This is a genomic window from Arthrobacter sp. RT-1 (assembly GCF_003367205.1).
GTDB lineage: Bacteria > Actinomycetota > Actinomycetes > Actinomycetales > Micrococcaceae > Arthrobacter.
The window spans coordinates 95,436-112,741 of record NZ_QRGQ01000007.1; the positions used below are offsets into that span (position 1 = coordinate 95,436).

The window sequence follows — 17,306 nt, forward strand, 5'->3', positions numbered from 1 at the left end:
GGCCCCGCGCATCGTCACTGAAGGCGCGCATGCGGAGTGCAAACCCCCGGCCGCTACCCGGGCATCACAATATAGCAGACGTAGGTGTTGACACTGTCAACACCCAACTTGGCCGGACAAATAGGGCAAACGCAGCCATTCCCAGCGTGGCCTGGGTTTTTCTAGAAGGCCGCGCGTCAGACTCCGCAGGGTCATGTAGTACCCGCCACCCCGGACCAGGAACGGGTGTTGGCCACCCACGACCAACCCGACAGAACCGGAACGAGGAACCACGTAGCCCCAGCCCACAGCAGGCGGAAGGCCCCTAGCCAGGGACTTGAACCCGTCACCCACACATCTGAATAGGCCACCGCGGCGGCCAGGCCACAGCCCGCGCACCTAGCGTCGGAGGGACGCCACCACAAGCTATGTCAACACGTCAAAGCAAAAACCCCTCTGACGAGGGGATATGGTGTGCCCGAGGTGGGACTCTCGAACTGCATTCCTACCCTTGCAAACACTGGGAGCCCGCGAGATCATGCGGAAACCGGGACGGTCCGCAGGCTCTACGAGGCAATCCGAGTCAAAAAGTGTGGACATTGTCTACACCTCGATTCAAGGGCGCTAGAGGACTACTGGGGGCACCACATGCTTGGAAATCTCGGCCGCCAAACCCCGGGGGGCAAGCGAAGCAAATAGCTTTCACCTGTAATTGCGTTGGACATCGTCTCACAGACACGAGAACGGATGAACGACCTGCCACCCCCTTGGCGCGTTCACCCAGGGCCCCCTTCCCTGATTCGCCGCCAGGATCTCTTGCGATGCCACCAGCGCACTAGGCGCCGCCAGTTCATTACCAGAGAGATGATGAAACCCAGAACCGCCAGAACTAGCCCTGTGGTCGTAACCACCAACACCCCGTACAGACCCGGACGAGAATCGAGGAAGGTGCCAACATCAACCACAACAGAAAAGACTGTCAAGAGAGCAAGGACCACCAGCATCAGATTGAGCGTACGCTCGCGCTGGGAAGTCTCCTCCTGGTGTTCAAATCGCCTGCATTTCGTAGAGAACATCAGCAGCATTTGATATTCGATCCCGAATTTCTCCAAGCTTCGACGATTCAGCAAACCTGCTGAAGTACCTTCGGTCTTCCTCCGCTTGGCTGACCAGTCCGAAGTCGGTGAGGTTAACTGCTCCGACAGCCATTCTGTGAAGCTTGTTCAGCTCTATGGATGAGCGTGGCCGTCGACTTTCTAAGCCGTTGCTTACCGCGTGGTCGACGATTTCATCCCGAATCAGGTTCATGTACGCTTCACAAGTCCCAAAGAAACGAGTGTGCGATTTTGACATCCTCAAGCATCTGTTCCAAGTCTTCGGCCCGCTTAGGAGGTGGGACCTTAAACCGCATGCTTTGCGGTTCAAGAAGACAAGACGGCCACGTGTAATGCAGTGTTCCTCGGTCAAAAGGTAGCCGGTCTTGACGTTCCACACCCTGTAAACGGAGTAGCCGAGAAAGGAAAACCTCATCGCCGTCGTCGACACATAGATACAGTTTCGTGAACGCGCTGAATAGAGTTACTTCCAACTTCGATGACTGTTCTTCGCGTGGTGGCTGCCTTTTCGTGAGGCTTCTCACTGGGATTACTGTGGGCACTGCTGCTGCGCATGCATGTTTATAGGCAGCGTCTGCCAGCAATGTCGAGATTTCTTTAGTGTACGCCGCGAACTCAAAGCATCTTAGTAGTCCGAGTGCATATTTGAGCGGAACGCGCGAATTGAACTGCAAATAAACATAGCCGATACCAATAGCAAAGATGGTTATTTCACAAAGATCAACTCCTTGACCCGCCACATACGTTGAGAGTTCGAGGTCAAATTGTCGGCGCTTTCGAGGCGGGCCCACCCATCCAACATCGACTGGGTCGTGGCGCGATATCTGCGTGACGGCTTCCCGACGCCATTTGTCAAGAACGAAATCGGGAACCGTAGCGGTCGTGCCCCACCCAAGTGGGCTACGTACAGGAACGCGCCCAATATCTGGCCGTAAAGTCACTTTCTCCTTTTTAAATGCATTGTCTCCAAGTCCAAAGGATTCTCCGAGATCAAAGTAGCTCACGATGGCAATTCGCAAGGAGACCTCATTCTAGCGTCATGCCCACTCACCTCCGGCCGGCGCGTAACCGATTGTGTCTGTCATGTGGGTCTGAATTTGCATTCCTTGGACTCGAATCTAGGTCCTTCAGCGTTACTTCCACGTTACGAGGAATAGCAGCTCCGTCCCAGGCCCAGGCGTAAAGGGCCATGCGGCCGTCGCCCCCGGAGATAGCTTCCATTACCCGTTGGGGTGATTGCTCCACCAGGCACAGCTCGATCGGCTCGGCAGCCTGCTGATGTGGTCGCGAACTTCACGCTCTGGAAGCCGATCCAGACTGGACAGACACGCCCACTGGTCCTCGTATGGTTCGAGGGTCGTCGTGTCGAGGAACAGGGTGGCGCCATGCTGGCGGCGCTTGCCGTTCAGCGGTGCGGCAATCAGTTCCCCATACGTTTGCCACAATGAACGGAAAAAGCCTGTCGTAACTGGCCAGGCTCATGCTGCCTCGCAGCGCACCGGCCTCATGAATGAGGCCGGTGCCAAGCTAGCGTGCTGCAGACGCCGGGACTGCGTCGCTGAAGAAGAGCCAGACATAGGCACCACGCCCGGATTGGGAAACCTCCAGGGCGGCGGGTGTTACCTCGAAAGCGAGCAGCCTTGACGTACGCCAATGCATCCAGCATTGCGGCGCCGCCATCAATGTCCGCGGCGACCCACCAGCAGGTGTCCAGTGCCGTCTAGGAATAGAGGCCAATATGCTGCGCTCCCCTGCTCTCGCCGCATGGCTGTTCCGACACCGCAAAGAGGCAAGGGAAGGACAGCTGGTGCCGGTCTTCCGCGGCGGGCCTCAGCGCCCTGCCCGGCTGGGATCGCATGGCGGGTTCTGCCCACGGTGTCCGGCCCATGGCAGACGGTCTGACCCTGGCACCGACGGCTGGCCGGGGGATGGACCTGGGACCGATACCTTGTACAGGTCCATTAAAATCGTCGTCCGACCGCCTGGCTAGGTTTTCGTTCCGCCTTCTCGCCCCCGTTTCATCTGAGCGCCACTGTATTTGGCCGGGACGTGTCGCGTGCGTATTTACTTCTTACTGCAAGATGGGACGCCGCACCGACAAACTCTTTACTGCTAGCCCCAGCGCACTGCGCGCCGTCCGGCTATCGTCCCAATAGCCAGCGTGCACGGACAGGCTTCTCAGCATCAACATGTTGACGAGATTTAGCTTCAGGTCCGGATTCCATTGCCGGTTTTCTTCCGGAACTCGCCGGTCTGCACTATCAGTCGATGACACCAATCCGATTGTGGCCTCGGCTGACTCCTCATTGTCTCGGAAATTGGAGCCGAGCACATCGATTGGCTGATAGATATTGACCCATCTCGGTTTGATGTCCTGCTCGAAGGTTCTGCCTTCCGGGTAGTTCGGACGCACCATACGAACGAGGTCGAATGGGCTACCGATGGTGATTAGCGTGTCTACGAGCTTAAGGTTCTGGCCGGGACTACCACCATGTGGAAAAACAGTATCTACCGCCACCAGCGATCCAAAGCTGTAACCCAGAAGATGTATGTGTTCGACTTCTGGCCGCCGGGAAACCCGTTCGACCAGATCCTGCAGACCACCACACAAACGGTTCCGTAGGACGCCCGTGAAACAGAAGCGAACCATCTGCACCGAACGCTCGCCAAGCCCGTTGATCTTCTCCCGCGCTGTCGGCAAGAGCCCACCGATGACCGCACCGATGAGCACCACCCACTGCGGCCAATGTAGTACTGGCTGGATCGACTCGCCTTCGACGATTGTCACCACTGCCTCTACCAACGCAACGACCGCAATGCCAAAATAGACGACGATGCAGAGCAGCATCAGCAGCACGGCAAGTACCTGCCAGAGCTGAGCCCGAGATTTCGCGCGGCGCCGCACATTCAAGATGACTCCGACCAACGCGACGACGGCGGCCGCGGCGGTCAGCCCGAGGGCAAACACGCGAATCACCTGTTGGGTCGCGGTGGTGTTCCTGTCGAGTTCTGCGACTGAGTCGTAGATATACACATCGAGAACAGCCGAAACTGCACCTTTGCCGTCTGCTCGCTCGATTCTATGCACCACCTGAGCGCCCACTGAAGTGGGCACCGACGCGAAGGTAGTGGCTCGATCGGGGGCTTGTTGATTAAGTTCCCAGCACAGCAATTCAGCGACATGCGCCAGTTGCACAGATTCCGACTTCCCGAGACCTGGAACGAAGATCAACACGTCTCCGGGCGGCTTGATTGCGGGCTGTGCCGGGTCAGTCATATCGTGCGCTCCCTGCTCGTGGCCGACGCCTGCTTCTGACCTCAGGCTTCTCCGCAGAAAATAAGACGTCCTGCGTTACTGCTGCGTTACTGCTGCGGCAGAAGACCTACGGATACAAAGAAGCACATGCCCGTGACAAAGATGCCGGCACTCCTGCACCATCTGGGCGCACCGGCCCTGCCCGCGTGGTTGGCATGGACTCACGCGTCCTGATCGATGCGCTGGCCAGCGTCTTCGCGGCGTTGGGGTTTCGATGGCCTCGGCGACGAGGTCTTCCGCGACCTAGTGATCGCCCGGGTCGTTGAACCAACCTCACTGCTGGATGCCGGCAGGGTACTGCGGGACCTCGGCCAGGCCCCTGCCAGCTACGCCACTATGAAACGCACCCTCGCCCGCGCCGCTGCGGGGAAGTACCGCGATCAGGTTGCGACCTGGTGTTTCGAGCATGCCAGCACCGCTGGTGACGTCTCCCTGGTGCTGTATGACGTGACCACGCTGTATTTCGAGGCGGAGAAGGAAGACGAGCTGCGCAAGGTCGGCTACTCCAAGGAACGCCGCGTTGACCCTCAGATCGTGGTCGGTCTGCTGGTGGACCGTGGTGGGTTTCCGCTGGAGATCGGCTGTTTCGAAGGCAACAAGGCAGAGACGGCAACCATGATCCCGATCATCAAGCAGTTCCAGGCCCGCCACGGTCTGGCCGACATGGTCGTCGTCGCCGACGCGGGCATGCTCTCAGCGGGGAACTTGCGTGAGTTGGACGAGGCGAACCTGCGGTTCATCGTCGGCTCCCGGATGACGAAGGCGCCGAACGACCTGGCCTCGCATTTTCGATGGCACGGTGGCGCGTTCACCGACGGGCAGTTGATCGATACCATCACCCCCAGGATCGGCCACAAGAGCGAGAACAACCCCGACCTGCGCGCCGAACCCGTCTGGGACCCAGAGCAGCACCTAGGTTCGTGGCGGGCAGTGTGGGCCTACTCCCGCAAGCGAGCTGTTCATGACAACAAGACGCTGACGGCCCAGGAGAACCGGGCGCGCGAGGTCATCGAGGGCCAGAAGGCGGCCCGGACCCCAAGGTTCGTCAAGACCTCCGGCGGGGCGCGCAGCCTCGATGAGGCGTCACTGACGCGTGCCCGGCAACTGGCCGGTTTGAAAGGGTACGTGACCAATATCCCCGCAACCGTCATGGCCGCAGGGGAAGTCATCGGCTCCTACCATTCCGCAACCTCTCGGCCCGGCTCAGTGAGGCGGGGGGGCGCGGCGCCGACGCCTTGGGCGCCGCCCAGGGATCCGTCACCATCTACCGGCGGCTGGCCGCCGACAACCCAGCACTGTACGAACCAGACCTCGCCCGGGCGCTGAACACGCTCTCCGTCGACCTTGGTGAGGCCGGGGGGCGTACCGCCGAGGCCCTGAGCACCGCCCAGGAATCCGTCACCATCTACCGGCGGCTGGCCGCCGACAATCCAGCACTGTACGAACCGGACCTTGCCCGGGCGCTGAACAGCCTGGCCAACGACCTCGTGGAGGCGGGGGGCGCACCGGCGAAGCCTTGGGCACCGCCCAGGAATCCGTCACCATCTACCGGCGGCTGGCCGCCGACAATCCAGCACTGTACGAACCTGGCCTCGCCCGGGCGCTGAACACACTGGCCAACGGCTTAACCGAGGCCGGGGGGCAGACCGGGGGGCGCACCGCCGACGCCCTGAACACCGCCCAGGAATCCGTCACCATCTACCGGCGGCTGGCCATCGACAACCCAGCACTGTATGAACCTGGCCTCGCCTTCGCGTTGACCAATCTGGCCAACGGCCTAACTGAAGCGGGGCGCACCATTGAAGCCCTGAAACTCGCTCAAGAATCCCTCACCATCTACCGGCGGCTGGCCGCCGACAACCCGGCAGTGTACGAACCCTACGTCGCCCTTGCACTGCACAACCTGGCTAACGACCTCGCTAAGACCGCGGGGCACAGGGCCGACGCCCTGAAGCACGCCCAGGAATGCGTCACCATCTGGCGGCGGCTGGCCGCCGAGAACCCCACCTTGCACAAACCCGACCTCGCCCTGGCGTTGCACAACCTGTCCTGTCGGCTCACTGAGGCCGGGGGACGCACGACGGAAGCCTTGAAGCATGCCCAGGAATTTGTCACCATCTGGCGGAAGCTGGCCGCCGAGAACCCCGCCCTGCACGAACCAGGCCTCGCTCGAGCGCTGCAACACCTAGCCAACGATCTCACTGAGGCCGGAATGAATGCGGAAGCCATCGTCTCCTGGAAAGAACTGCTGCGGATTTATGAACGGCTAGCCCGCCAGGATTCACGGTTCAAGGCACATTTGGCCCGGGTACAACGAAGCATCGGGCAACAGAACCAGCTGGAGTAGAACACGTTCCGGGCATCTGTGCACGCCTCAACGCTTGCGGCCTGTCTGCCGATTCTCGTAAAGGAAGGATTTCAAGAACGGGGCGAACTGAGAATCGTGGTGCTAGCGGCGAGCAGCCGCTGTGACTGTTCCCGATAGATGGCGGTGTTTTTGCGCCGCTCCGTGTCGCCCTCGGATCACTCTCCCAGCGCTGGCACGGGCCCACCAGGCAGTCTCCGCATGCGCCGGTTCGAGCTCGCCTCGAAACCCTAGATTTGTGAGACGGTAGGGCGCTAAAGTGGCTGACAAAGAAATACTTGCCAAGATCTCGCCCCAATATGAGCAACCGATACTCAATTAGCTGTCCACAACCGTCCCCTCAGCTTGTTTGCGTGAATTCTACGACGCCTCCGAGCGCCTGAACTCTGGTCCCGGCGTTCTACATAGGAGTAGCATCAACGCCGACAGCCTTACATCCTTCCGGCGAAGGAGCACGCTAATGGACGCACTGGGAGTACGGCTACATGATCCTGAGCTCGACGACGAAGAACTCGATTCCCTTGCGAAACGCCTCCGTGCCGAACTTCTCGAACTCGACGTCTATGACGTGGTGCCATTTGAAGCTGTAGGCCATATCCCAAGTGGAGCTAAAGGCCTTGAAGTTACCGTTATCGGTTCGCTCTTGGTGAAGCTCATATCCAAAGTCGACGTGGCAAAAGTCGTATCCGCATTGAAGGACTGGCTGATCCGTCAGCGCTTACGTTCCATCGAAGTTACGGTCGATGGGGACACATTGAAACTGACAAATATCACTTCCGAAGAGCAGGAACGCCTGGTCGAATTGTGGGTCTCTCGTCATGCAAAGCCAGGCTGATGCCCCGAGGCGCATTGCCCTCATCATCGGTACCTCCACCTACGAAGACAGCACCCTTGCTCATCTCCGGGCTCCCGGGACGGACGCGCATGATTTAGTAGAAGTCCTTTCGGACTCCCAAATTGGAAAATTCGACGTCCATACCTTTCTCGATGCCCCCCACGACCGGTTGATGCGGGGCGTGCTCGAAGTCTGTGCCGACGTCGGCCCGAGCGATCTTATTCTTGTCTACCTTTCTTGCCACGGGGTGTTGGATGATAAAGGAAGGCTCTACTACGCGACCACGAATACGGAACGTAGGCTATTGGCTGCCACCTCGCTTGCGGCCGCTTGGCTGAATGATCAGCTGGAAGACTGCCGCGCACGTAGCCAGATTCTAGTGCTTGACTGTTGCCACAGCGGCGCTTTCGCGAAGGGTGCCAAAGGGAACGAATCCCTCGCCCTGCAGGAGAGGTTCCCCGGCCGCGGAAAGGTCGTGCTAACGGCGTCCCGTGCGACTGAATATTCGTTTGAAGGAACGGAAACTGTCGGAAACGGGGTTAAGTCTGTTTTCACCAAGGCGATTGTGGATGGCCTGAAGACCGGTGCGGCTGACGTTAACGGTGACGGTGACGTGACGGTTGCTGACCTTTATCAGTACGTTTTCAACAAGGTACGTCAGGAAGAGCCCCGGCAGACACCCACGATGTGGACCTACGGTTCAGAGGGAGACCTCCTAGTAGCCCGCAGCGTCCGCAAACGGGAAATACGCCCAGCACCGCTACCAGCGGACATTGTTCTTGCGATAGAAAGCTCACGGCCGCGAGTTCGAGCGTCCGGAGTGGCAGAGCTAGCCGACCTGCTGGATAGCGGACCACCGGAACTGGCGTTGGCCGCAGAGAACACTCTCAATAGGATGGCGGAGAACGAGGTGCCAAGCGTCGCGGAACTGGCGAGGGCTGCCCTGGACTCGGCTCAGGGCAACGCTCGTCACGCTGTGGCGGACCGAAGTGAAACCAGCCCGGAAGTCAGTGCCGATGGACTGGAACCACGACAGGTCAGGCCAGTCGGGTCAAGTCGTCCTGGCGGACGACCCATGAAGCCGGCTGGCGTAGTCCGGCTGGGAGTGTCCATGTTCCTGGCTGTTTTCGGCAGTCTTTTTACAGTGGGATTCGTCGTAGCCGGCTTAAGCATGATGGGTAGCAACTTCGGTGGCGCCGTCGGCTGGCTTGCGTTCGGCGGGATTGTTGGGTGGCTGACGTGGCTGGTCATCAGATACGGCAGGACGGGATCGTTTCGCGCGAATACGGCTGGGTTACCGGACCGCGAGCGAGGTGAAGAACGGCAAGAGGGGCAGTGAAATCGATAAGGTCGCATGTAGACCGAGCGCCACAGATAGGACTTCAAGCAATGAAAGCATGTACGGGATTGCCAGTTGGGGGAAGAATGACGGCCGACGTACTCGTGAAAAAGGCAAGCTTCTACCGGGCGTAAATTCTAAATGACGCTGCCCGGCAGGATCCGCAGGAGCGAGCCGCTTCGCTTGGGCTACGCGGCTAGCAGGAGCAGCAGTGGATCACCTAATGCTGCACGGGCCTGCAATGGTGACAGTGTGGAGCCCTAAGTTCCCGCCAGTACAGGGACGCAAGAGTGCCAAGTTCTTGGCTTCTTGATACCAATCCCTGCCGTAGATGCTGTCCAGTGGGATTCCTTTGGCACGCCAAAGACGAGAAATATGTTGACTTACGTAAGCCGCGAATTTGTCGTAGGAGCGGTCAAATGGCTGGCTCTTCGTGTCGTTGCAGCACCTTCAAAGAACGAGGCCGAACAGCACATCTTCCGATTTCCTGTGGCTTCGGATCGGCCGCAAGACGCTGTCATCCGCCCAGACTAAACCCACCAGCGCCAGCCAGTCGACGAAGGTCCGTGCGCTTATATTTGTGCTCATGTGAATCAGCCTTTGCTCCGCACCACCAACACGTGCCCGCTTAGTCTTTGGCCAAGGAAGCAAGGCGAACTGAGACATCAGCACTCAGACTTCCAGACTTGATATCTCTTGCCAAAACACCGTCTCCTTAGTGTGCAGCGAGCGGATCTACTGGCCGCCGGCGTTCGACGCGATGACCTCTACGTGGACCAAGGTGTCTCTGGAGCGGGCGCGTCACGACCCCAGTTCGATCGAGCACTCGACGCGCTCATGGAGGGTGACACCCCTCGTCATCACGACTTTGGACCGGCTCGGGCGATCCACTCAGAACATGCTTGCCTTCGCCGACGAACTCCGCAGTAGGGGCGCCGGCCTGCGGGTCCTGAACCTGGGCGGAGGCGACGTCGACACAGCAACACCGTGTGGCTCTATGCTGTTCACGATCATGGCCGCCCTCGCGCAGATGGAACACGAGATCAAGCGCGAACGCGTCACGGATTCAATAATCAAGCGAAGAGAAGCTGGCAAAGACCTTGGCGGCCGACCTCGCCGGGTTACTGATAGTCAGATCAGAAGCGCTGTTCGCCTGGTCAAAGGCGGCGAGCCCGCGGCGCAGGTTGCCCGGGATCTCGGAATGTCCCAAGCGACGTTCTACAGGCGGTCAAGAACGCTTGCCGACTAGCAGGACGAGTCGAGTTTTGAGAAGAGAACGCATCAATGACCGCACACCGGTCAGGCCTTATTCGTCGGAAGTATCAGCGGTAGCCGGCAGCCGCGAGAAATGGCGTCTGCGGAGTTGCCGAGGAGGTGCTGGCTTCGGTAAGCGGCGGATGAGTGCCCGGAGAACATTCGTAAGGAGCTTGGCTATAGCTGCGCTGGCGAGCAGAACCATAAAGGCCCGAGGTGAGCGAGGAACATCAGGAACCCTATACCCAGGGTGCCGGCATAAACGAGATTAAAGACCAAAATGGAGGAATCGGGCATTTAGTGCCCATCGGGGGGTCGTTGTTGGGTTTCCTCTGTATTTACCGGCGCCAGCTTATCGGCCCAGCGTTCGTGTGCCGACTGACGGCTGATGCCTACGGCGCGGCCGATGTCGGCCCAGGATGCCCCGGCGGCTTTGGCCGCGGCTACGGTCATGGCTAGTCGGCGACCGGCCCGGTTGTATTCGCGGGCGGCTGCTTCTAGGCCAAGGAGTGCTTCGGGGGGTGCGATGTGGGCTTTCCACTCGTTGTGGATAGCGTCTTCGACTTTTGTTGAGGCGTGAGCGGAGTCGTCCGGTGCGATGTAGCCGCGGCGGTGGTTTAAGTCGGCATCTGCGGGGGAGGTGACACGTTCCCACCTGTCGCCTCGCCAGCCGCACGAACATTGTCCCCGCCACCCCTTGATTTCGTTGTCGGGGACGACGTCGTAGTCGGGCATCATCTTGTCTGGCTGGTAGCGGCCGGAGATGCCGGGGAATAGCAATCGTTCAGCTGATGATGATGCGGAGAGCCGCCCGTCGGGCGCGACGCACGCTGCCCAGCCCTCGTGCTCGTTATCCGTTGATCCCCAGCCCATGACCTCTCCTGTCAGGCATCCCTGACGGCCATTATGTCAAGGATGCTTGACAATGACTAGGCTCTGCGGCCGCAAGGTGAACCCGAGACGTGGACAAAACGACCAGGCTCGGGAACATCCTCGTCTCGGACAATCACCACAAACCTTCGGGGCAAGTATCTCGGCTTTAAAAAACGCGTACCAGTTACTCGGGGGCATGCCAGGTCGAGGGACATACGGTGATGGCTGGAGCCGGCGACGTTGGCGTTCGCTTGAGACCACGAACGCCTCCCCCAGCCGTCGCCGGCTCCGCATCGGGCGCTGGTTACCGGCAGATGTCGCATGGACGCAGTGAAGGCTCAAGATCGACACAATAAATCTCGATGACGGTCATATATGCTTCCGCCTGGTCCTCTGGCTTCCTAGATTTTTTACAGGTCAGCGCAACAACTACGTCAAGGGGGACGTATGGGCATCAACATTTCGCTCACGGCACCTACACGGCCCCGTCCGAGCAAGCGGCGAAGGACCGGTTCGCCGAGTTCACAGCCGAATGGGGCCAGCGATATCCCGCCATCGTACGGCTCTGGGAATCCTTCTGGGCCGAATTCGTGCCCTTCCTGGAGTACGACGTGGAGATCCGACGGGTAATCTGCACGACGAACGCGATCGAGTCGATCAACGCCCGCTACCGAAGGGCCGTAAGGGCCCGCGGGCACTTTCCGAACGAGACCGCGGCCCTGAAATGCCTGTATTTGGTCACCAGATCTCTTGATCCCACCGGTGGAGGCCCGGGCACGCTGGGTGATGAGGTGGAAGCCTGCGCTAAACGCGTTCGCGACTACCTTCGCGGGCCGGTTCGAAAGAACGACTCAATAATGAAACCGGCCGGACTCCACACACCGTTTATCGGACAGTCCCGACTTTCATTAGCGCGAGTGGCTCGCCTCAAGCACTACTAGTAACGCATCAGTAACGCTCCGTTTAGGACAATTCTCGAGAAGACCGAGCCGACCTGAGAGGCAGGCCATGGGCCGTGAAGTATGGGGCGTTTACTCCGTGCGCGATCACCTTCCGACGCAGGCATGGGCCGCTGATGTTCTTATATATGACCGGCTCGTAGTACCGGTTCCCTCGCCCCGGGGCGACGAAGAGTGGCGCCGGTGGCAGGACCGGGGGTGGGAACCAGAACGGCAACAACGGTTCCTGTCGATACTGGGCGAAAAGGCCTACCCGCTTGAGTGGAGTGACTACCGGCAGAACCTCTGGCGGGATCTACGGGAGAATGACCTCGCAAAGGTGACGGCGCAGATCGAGAGGGAAGGGCACCACCGGCGTATCACAGACGCCTACATGCAAACCGCGATGGTCCTTACCGCGGGCCTGCCGGCCAAAGTAACCGCAGTCAACGCCGTTGCGACATACCGTTCAGCGGACGAGTTGAAGGCAGCGGTCCAGATGCGGGAGGTCGACCCCGAGGCACCAGTGACGCAGGGTCAGGCCGTCGTCGTGATCGGGAGGGAATTCCTGATCCCGGAGCCGGGGCAATTCGGAAGTGACGAGGACCTGTTGCGGGCCGCCGTCGAATTATCGTCGGACAGCGACTACCGGCGCCGCCGGACCGCCTACTGGCGCTGGCAGCGCGAGTTCCTGGGAGAAGGCATCTTCGTTGATCCCGCCTCGGTCACCGCTGCCCTTGAGGAAATGCAGGACCTCGTTGCCGATGAACAGCGTGCGATACGGCGCGGCCAGATCCGACTAGCGACACTATTTGCCCTTTGCGTCGCAACTGCTGGCGTCGGGCTGCTCGCCGGACCGCTGGCTCCCGCAACCGTGGCCACGGCCTTCTTGTCAGTCGGCCAATTTGTTGCAGGAGAAGCACTTGAGGAGGTTCCGTCCAACGCACCCTCACCTGCCGGTCTGCTCATATCCGGCCGCCGGGACCTGGGCTGGCGCGGCTGATCTGCGTCCAGCGGATTTAGAAACAAACCTTGACGGCGCGGAGCCAGTCCGCGCTACGTCTTGTCTGACTCCACACACGTCTGAATAATTTCTTTGCATACTACTAAGAGGTGGGAAATTGCCCGGTAAGTTCAACCCTCCTCCCGGATGGCCTCTGCCTCCCACCGGTTGGACTCCGCCTGTTGGATGGAAGCCAGATCCTAGTTGGCCAGAAGCGCCGCCTGACTGGTCATTTTGGCGCGATGATCCAGAAGCTGAAGGTAAGCAACGCTGGAATTCAATGGGCCTGAGACGAAAGCTAGCAGCCTTATTAGGCACCTTGCTGACGATCGCCGCGCTTGTACTGAGCTATTTTGCTTGGGTCAATCCCGACCCGGCCAACCAGCCTAGCAGCATGAATGAGCGAAAAACCTATCTTAACAAGATTGAGTCCATTTGTTCTGAAGCCGGCGCAACGCTCGACAAGGTATCGATGCAAGACACCACTCCCGTCCAATACAGCGAACGTATGGAAGCAGTAGCTTCTACATACGCGACTGTATTGGAAAGCTGGGCGGCGCTGACCCCGCCTACCCAAGCTGACCACAAACTGATTTTGCCAACCATGGACTCTTTGGAATCGATGATTCTTTCGATGCGTGAAGTGGCAAATTGGATGCGACTAGGTCATCTTCAATTTGCATCGGATGAGTACGAGCGATTGCGGGAGCATGGACAGGAGTTTCGGCGTACTGGACGCGAGTACGGACTAGACAATTGCCTCAGGCTAGCCCCTCAGTAATTCATAACTCGGGGCACCAAAGAAATACACGACAAGGTTCAGTTCATAACGAACACCTTTGCGAGAATCGCAGCCCGCGCGGCCGGTTGGCGAAGGAAGGGGGGCACCGCCGCGCCGCGTTGCTGAGTATCTTTCCCGACGCGAGCCACAGCTGCCCGCTTTCTGGCGGAGGCGCTGGACCGCCTACGCGCCACGGATACGACCGGGCCAAAGCGCGCGCCACTATCCTTAAGTCTCTGCACACGGCCGACCCCTGGGACGTGGAACATCTGGTGGTAGTGCTGGCTTCCCTGAACCTCACGGAGGAAGACCGAGTCCAAGCACGCGCCACCATCCTGAAAGCCCTGCACAACGCCGACGGCTAGGAAGCTCGCGTCCTGGCGGGGCTGCTGCGATCCCTCTCACCCATTGAAACCTGGCTGGCGTGGCTGAACCATAATTGGTGAACGGGGCTATGGAAGAATCTCGTAGTCGTCCTGGCGCGCCGGAGTAAATGTGACACCAGAAGCTGTGCCACTTTCTTCGTCGGTGTTCCCGAGCGGCCGAGCGCCTGGTCTTCACCCAACGCGACGAACGAGGCGCACCGGCGCCGCTAGGGGAGATCTACGAGGAGCGGGCGAATCGATAGTGCGTATTGAATAAGGCCGGTCGGATCGGTGATGACGCAGTTTCATTCAACGATTCTCCGGCTGCGCCATCTCGTAGAGTTCTAGTTCGCGGCCCTGTCGACCGCCCTTTCAGCGGGAGCTCGTATGTCACCCAGCGAGGGATTCGTATTTAGCCCTCAAGAAAACGACTGATCTGCTCTGTCCAAGGTGGCGGCGTTCCAGAGCCTTTACCGTCCCCCAAGATTTGACCTCTTGTACCCCAACGCCTTCGAAAAGTCAAACCTTGTCAACACGGAAAGGACAAAAAGCCTCTGACCTGCGAAAACATAGTGCCCGAGGTGGGACTCGAACCCACACACCTTTCGATACCGCATTTTGAGTGCGGCGCGTCTGCCAATTCCGCCACTCGGGCGCGGAATACATGGAGCCAAAGAGTACGCCCACAGCTGACTGTGAGCAACGCGATTGCTTCACGTACGCGGAATTACTCTACATGCAGATAGGCTGAATTCCAGAATCGCGCCGCCGACGCCGCAACCGACCCATGCAGATCAAGTACAGGACCGGGGCACCTAAGATAGTGATGTCCCCGCCGTACCTTTCCAAGGAGATCCCGTGACTGAACAGACGGAGTCAAAACCCACGTCCCAGCCGGCGCGCCGCGTCATTGTGGCCGAGGATGAAACCCTCATCCGCCTCGACATCATCGAGATCCTGCGCGGCGAAGGCTATGACGTTGTGGGTGAGGCGGACAACGGCGAAAAGGCGGTCCAGCTCGCCGAGGAACTGAAGCCGGACCTGGTCCTGATGGACGTCAAGATGCCCGTTATGGACGGCATCTCCGCAGCCGAGAAGATCGTCAAGGCCCGCATCGCCCCCGTGGTGCTGCTGACCGCCTTCAGCCAGAAGGAACTCGTGGAGCGCGCCCGCGACGCCGGCGCCATGGCCTACGTGGTCAAGCCCTTCACCCCCGCCGATCTTATCCCCGCGCTTGAGATCGCACTCTCCCGCCACGAGGAGATCAAGGCCCTCGAAAGCGAGGTCTCCGACCTTCAGGAACAGTTCGCCACCCGCAAGCTCGTGGAGCGCGCCAAGAGCCTCCTGACCACCAAGATGGGCCTGACGGAGCCGGAAGCCTTCCGCTGGATCCAGAAAACCTCCATGGACCGCCGCCTCAGCATGCGCGAAGTGGCCGAGACCATCATCAACCAGGTCAACTAGCCGCGGCGGATTGAGCCTGTCGAACTCCCTGGATTTCGACAGGCTCAATCACCGGAGAGACAGCTCAATCACCGAAAAGTCACCGGACCCAAAAGGACCCCCGCCAACCGGCAGGGGTCCTTTTCGTTGTCAGAAAGGCTAGGCCTTCTTCTTCTTTTCCGGCCAGGGGCCGAGCTTTTCCTTGTTGCTGGTAACTTCCCCCGCGCGGGTGGAGTCGGCGAGGTCGCCCACCTTGTGCACCTTCAGCGAGTTCGTGGAACCGGCCTTTCCGGGAGGGGAACCGGCGGCGATGACCACCAGGTCACCGTCCTGCACGAGGTCCATCTCCATCAGGCTGCGGTCAACCTGCGCGGTCATGGCGTCGGTGTGGTCCACCATCTGCACCAGCACCGGCTGGATGCCCCAGGTGAGGGCCAGCTGGTTCCAGACCTGCTCCACCGGGGTGAAGGCGAAGACCGGCTTGATCGGACGCAGGCGGGACAGGCGGCGTGCGGAGTCGCCGGACTGCGTGAACGCACAGATGTATTTGGCGTCCAGCTGGTCGGCAATTTCGACGGCGGCACGCGTGATGGCGCCGCCACGCGTCTTAGGCTTGGTCCCCAGCGGGGGGACGCGCTCCAGGCCGTGGACCTCGGTGGATTCGATGATCCGGGCCATGACCTTCACGGTTTCGATCGGGTACTTGCCCACGCTGGTCTCGCCGGAAAGCATCACGGCGTCGGCACCGTCGAGCACGGCGTTGGCGCAGTCGGAAGCCTCTGCACGGGTGGGGCGCGGGTTGTCGATCATGGACTCCAGCACCTGGGTTGCCACGATGACCGGCTTGGCCCAGCGGCGGGCCAGCTCGATGGCGCGCTTCTGCACGATCGGCACTTCCTCCAGCGGAAGCTCCACGCCCAGGTCGCCACGGGCCACCATGATCGCGTCGAACGCGTCAATGATCTCGTGGAGCTGGTCCACTGCCTGCGGCTTTTCGATCTTGGCGATGACCGGCACACGGCGGCCTTCTTCGTCCATGATCTCGTGCACGCGCTTGATGTCCGTGGCGTCACGCACGAAGGACAGGGCAACCAGGTCAACGCCGCGGCGGATGGCCCAGCGCAGATCGTCCTCGTCCTTTTCGCTCAGCGCGGGGACGTTGACGGCAACACCGGGCAGGTTGATGCCCTTGTTGTTGGACACCATGCCGCCCACGGTTACGGTGGCCACAACCTTAACGTCGTCCACCTCGATGGCACGCAGGGCCACCTTGCCGTCGTCGATCAGCAGGGCATCGCCCACGTTGACGTCTTCGGTGAGGCTCTTCAGGGTGGTGGAGCAGATGTCCTTGGTGCCCGGAACGTCTTCGGTGGTGATGGTGAAGGTGTCACCCTCGGCAAGGGCGTGGGGACCGTCGACAAAACGGCCCAGGCGGATCTTCGGACCCTGCAGGTCGGCCATGATCGCCACGGGCTTGCCGAGGTCGGACGCTGCCTTGCGGACGTTGTCATAGGTGTTGTCATGCACGGAGTAATCGCCGTGGCTCATGTTCATCCGGGCGACGTCAACGCCGGCTTCGAGCACCGCGAGGGTGTTCTCATAGCTGGCAATTGCCGGGCCGAAAGTAGCCACAATTTTTGCGCGTCTCATATACCTACCCTATTGGTCTCTTGCATTGGTTAAGTTGTCGCGGGGGTGAA

At 60.0% G+C, this 17,306-nt stretch carries 13 protein-coding genes, 1 tRNA gene and 3 pseudogenes; 9 read left to right on the top strand and 8 right to left on the bottom strand.

All coding sequences use genetic code 11. The features are described 5' to 3' along the window. Nucleotides 1-755: 755 nt before the first annotated feature. The 4 genes from DXK94_RS21380 to DXK94_RS08020 form a co-directional block, all read right to left on the bottom strand. Complete coding sequence (locus DXK94_RS21380) at nucleotides 756-1,091, bottom strand: hypothetical protein (RefSeq protein WP_115524568.1); 336 nt, start codon at nucleotides 1,089-1,091, stop codon at nucleotides 756-758. Between the two features lie 1,223 nt (nucleotides 1,092-2,314). Continuing rightward, nucleotides 2,315-2,539: a TOTE conflict system archaeo-eukaryotic primase domain-containing protein gene (locus tag DXK94_RS21930; RefSeq protein WP_395928592.1), complete on the bottom strand. Its 225-nt coding sequence runs from the start codon at nucleotides 2,537-2,539 to the stop codon at nucleotides 2,315-2,317. Between the two features lie 82 nt (nucleotides 2,540-2,621). Beyond that, a complete protein-coding gene (locus DXK94_RS21935; RefSeq protein WP_395928595.1) occupies nucleotides 2,622-2,774 on the bottom strand; it encodes a TOTE conflict system archaeo-eukaryotic primase domain-containing protein in 153 nt (50 codons plus the stop codon). 391 nt (nucleotides 2,775-3,165) lie between these two features. Further along, entirely contained in the window at nucleotides 3,166-4,371 is a 1,206-nt protein-coding gene (locus tag DXK94_RS08020; RefSeq protein ID WP_115524570.1) for a hypothetical protein, read from the bottom strand. On the opposite strand from DXK94_RS08020, the pseudogene DXK94_RS08025 reads away from it, so the two are divergent. From DXK94_RS08025 to DXK94_RS08035, 4 genes and pseudogenes are all read left to right on the top strand, one after another. Continuing rightward, nucleotides 4,347-5,592: pseudogene (locus DXK94_RS08025) on the top strand (IS1634 family transposase); the annotation flags it as partial. The gene DXK94_RS08020 and the pseudogene DXK94_RS08025 sit on opposite strands and share 25 nt — an antisense overlap. 334 nt (nucleotides 5,593-5,926) lie before the next feature. Continuing rightward, nucleotides 5,927-6,757: a tetratricopeptide repeat protein gene (locus tag DXK94_RS08030; RefSeq protein ID WP_115524571.1), complete on the top strand. Its 831-nt coding sequence runs from the start codon at nucleotides 5,927-5,929 to the stop codon at nucleotides 6,755-6,757. 478 nt (nucleotides 6,758-7,235) lie between these two features. Continuing rightward, nucleotides 7,236-7,610, top strand: a complete 375-nt coding sequence (locus DXK94_RS21225) for a hypothetical protein (RefSeq protein ID WP_147294368.1) — start codon at nucleotides 7,236-7,238, stop codon at nucleotides 7,608-7,610. Beyond that, nucleotides 7,594-8,949, top strand: coding sequence for a caspase, EACC1-associated type (locus DXK94_RS08035; protein ID WP_115524572.1), 1,356 nt, complete (start codon nucleotides 7,594-7,596; stop codon nucleotides 8,947-8,949). Before DXK94_RS21225 ends, DXK94_RS08035 begins: the two co-directional genes overlap by 17 nt. A 450-nt stretch (nucleotides 8,950-9,399) precedes the next feature. On the opposite strand, the gene DXK94_RS21385 is transcribed toward DXK94_RS08035, so the two are convergent. After that, nucleotides 9,400-9,537 (bottom strand): hypothetical protein, encoded by a 138-nt coding sequence (locus tag DXK94_RS21385; protein WP_181884775.1) that lies wholly within the window; start codon nucleotides 9,535-9,537, stop codon nucleotides 9,400-9,402. A 108-nt stretch (nucleotides 9,538-9,645) separates the two neighbouring features. Between DXK94_RS21385 and DXK94_RS08045 the strand changes: the two are divergent. Beyond that, nucleotides 9,646-10,198: pseudogene (locus DXK94_RS08045) on the top strand (recombinase family protein). A gap of 302 nt (nucleotides 10,199-10,500) precedes the next feature. On the opposite strand, the gene DXK94_RS08050 reads toward DXK94_RS08045, so the two are convergent. Next, nucleotides 10,501-11,076, bottom strand: a complete 576-nt coding sequence (locus tag DXK94_RS08050; RefSeq protein ID WP_115524574.1) for a hypothetical protein — start codon at nucleotides 11,074-11,076, stop codon at nucleotides 10,501-10,503. A 476-nt stretch (nucleotides 11,077-11,552) separates the two neighbouring features. Between DXK94_RS08050 and DXK94_RS08055 the strand changes: the two are divergent. From DXK94_RS08055 to DXK94_RS08065, 3 genes and pseudogenes are all read left to right on the top strand, one after another. Further along, nucleotides 11,553-11,934: pseudogene (locus DXK94_RS08055) on the top strand (transposase); the annotation flags it as partial. A gap of 150 nt (nucleotides 11,935-12,084) precedes the next feature. Beyond that, entirely contained in the window at nucleotides 12,085-13,017 is a 933-nt protein-coding gene (locus DXK94_RS08060; RefSeq protein WP_115524575.1) for a hypothetical protein, read from the top strand. Between the two features lie 280 nt (nucleotides 13,018-13,297). Then, complete coding sequence (locus DXK94_RS08065) at nucleotides 13,298-13,798, top strand: hypothetical protein (protein ID WP_181884776.1); 501 nt, start codon at nucleotides 13,298-13,300, stop codon at nucleotides 13,796-13,798. 938 nt (nucleotides 13,799-14,736) lie between these two features. Here DXK94_RS08065 and DXK94_RS08070 read toward each other — a convergent pair. Beyond that, nucleotides 14,737-14,818 (bottom strand) — tRNA-Leu (locus DXK94_RS08070). A gap of 203 nt (nucleotides 14,819-15,021) precedes the next feature. On the opposite strand from DXK94_RS08070, the gene DXK94_RS08075 reads away from it, so the two are divergent. Further along, a complete protein-coding gene (locus DXK94_RS08075; protein WP_009358190.1) occupies nucleotides 15,022-15,627 on the top strand; it encodes an ANTAR domain-containing response regulator in 606 nt (201 codons plus the stop codon). A gap of 138 nt (nucleotides 15,628-15,765) precedes the next feature. Here the strand turns inward: DXK94_RS08075 and pyk are convergent, their stop codons facing one another. Then, nucleotides 15,766-17,256 (bottom strand): pyruvate kinase, encoded by a 1,491-nt coding sequence (gene pyk / locus DXK94_RS08080; protein ID WP_115524577.1) that lies wholly within the window; start codon nucleotides 17,254-17,256, stop codon nucleotides 15,766-15,768. Nucleotides 17,257-17,306: the final 50 nt, after the last annotated feature.

Excerpts from the sequence above, each read along its gene's own strand:
- DXK94_RS08065 (WP_181884776.1), top strand. The coding sequence starts at position 13,298 with ATGGGCCTGAGACGAAAGCTAGCAGCCTTATTAGGCACCTTGCTGACG.
- DXK94_RS08035 (WP_115524572.1), top strand. The coding sequence starts at position 7,594 with ATGCAAAGCCAGGCTGATGCCCCGAGGCGCATTGCCCTCATCATCGGT.
- DXK94_RS21935 (WP_395928595.1), bottom strand. The coding sequence starts at position 2,774 with ATGGCGGCGCCGCAATGCTGGATGCATTGGCGTACGTCAAGGCTGCTC.
- DXK94_RS21385 (WP_181884775.1), bottom strand. The coding sequence starts at position 9,537 with ATGAGCACAAATATAAGCGCACGGACCTTCGTCGACTGGCTGGCGCTG.
- DXK94_RS08020 (WP_115524570.1), bottom strand. The coding sequence starts at position 4,371 with ATGACTGACCCGGCACAGCCCGCAATCAAGCCGCCCGGAGACGTGTTG.
- DXK94_RS08060 (WP_115524575.1), top strand. The coding sequence starts at position 12,085 with ATGGGCCGTGAAGTATGGGGCGTTTACTCCGTGCGCGATCACCTTCCG.
- DXK94_RS21225 (WP_147294368.1), top strand. The coding sequence starts at position 7,236 with ATGGACGCACTGGGAGTACGGCTACATGATCCTGAGCTCGACGACGAA.
- DXK94_RS08050 (WP_115524574.1), bottom strand. The coding sequence starts at position 11,076 with ATGGGCTGGGGATCAACGGATAACGAGCACGAGGGCTGGGCAGCGTGC.
- pyk (WP_115524577.1), bottom strand. The coding sequence starts at position 17,256 with ATGAGACGCGCAAAAATTGTGGCTACTTTCGGCCCGGCAATTGCCAGC.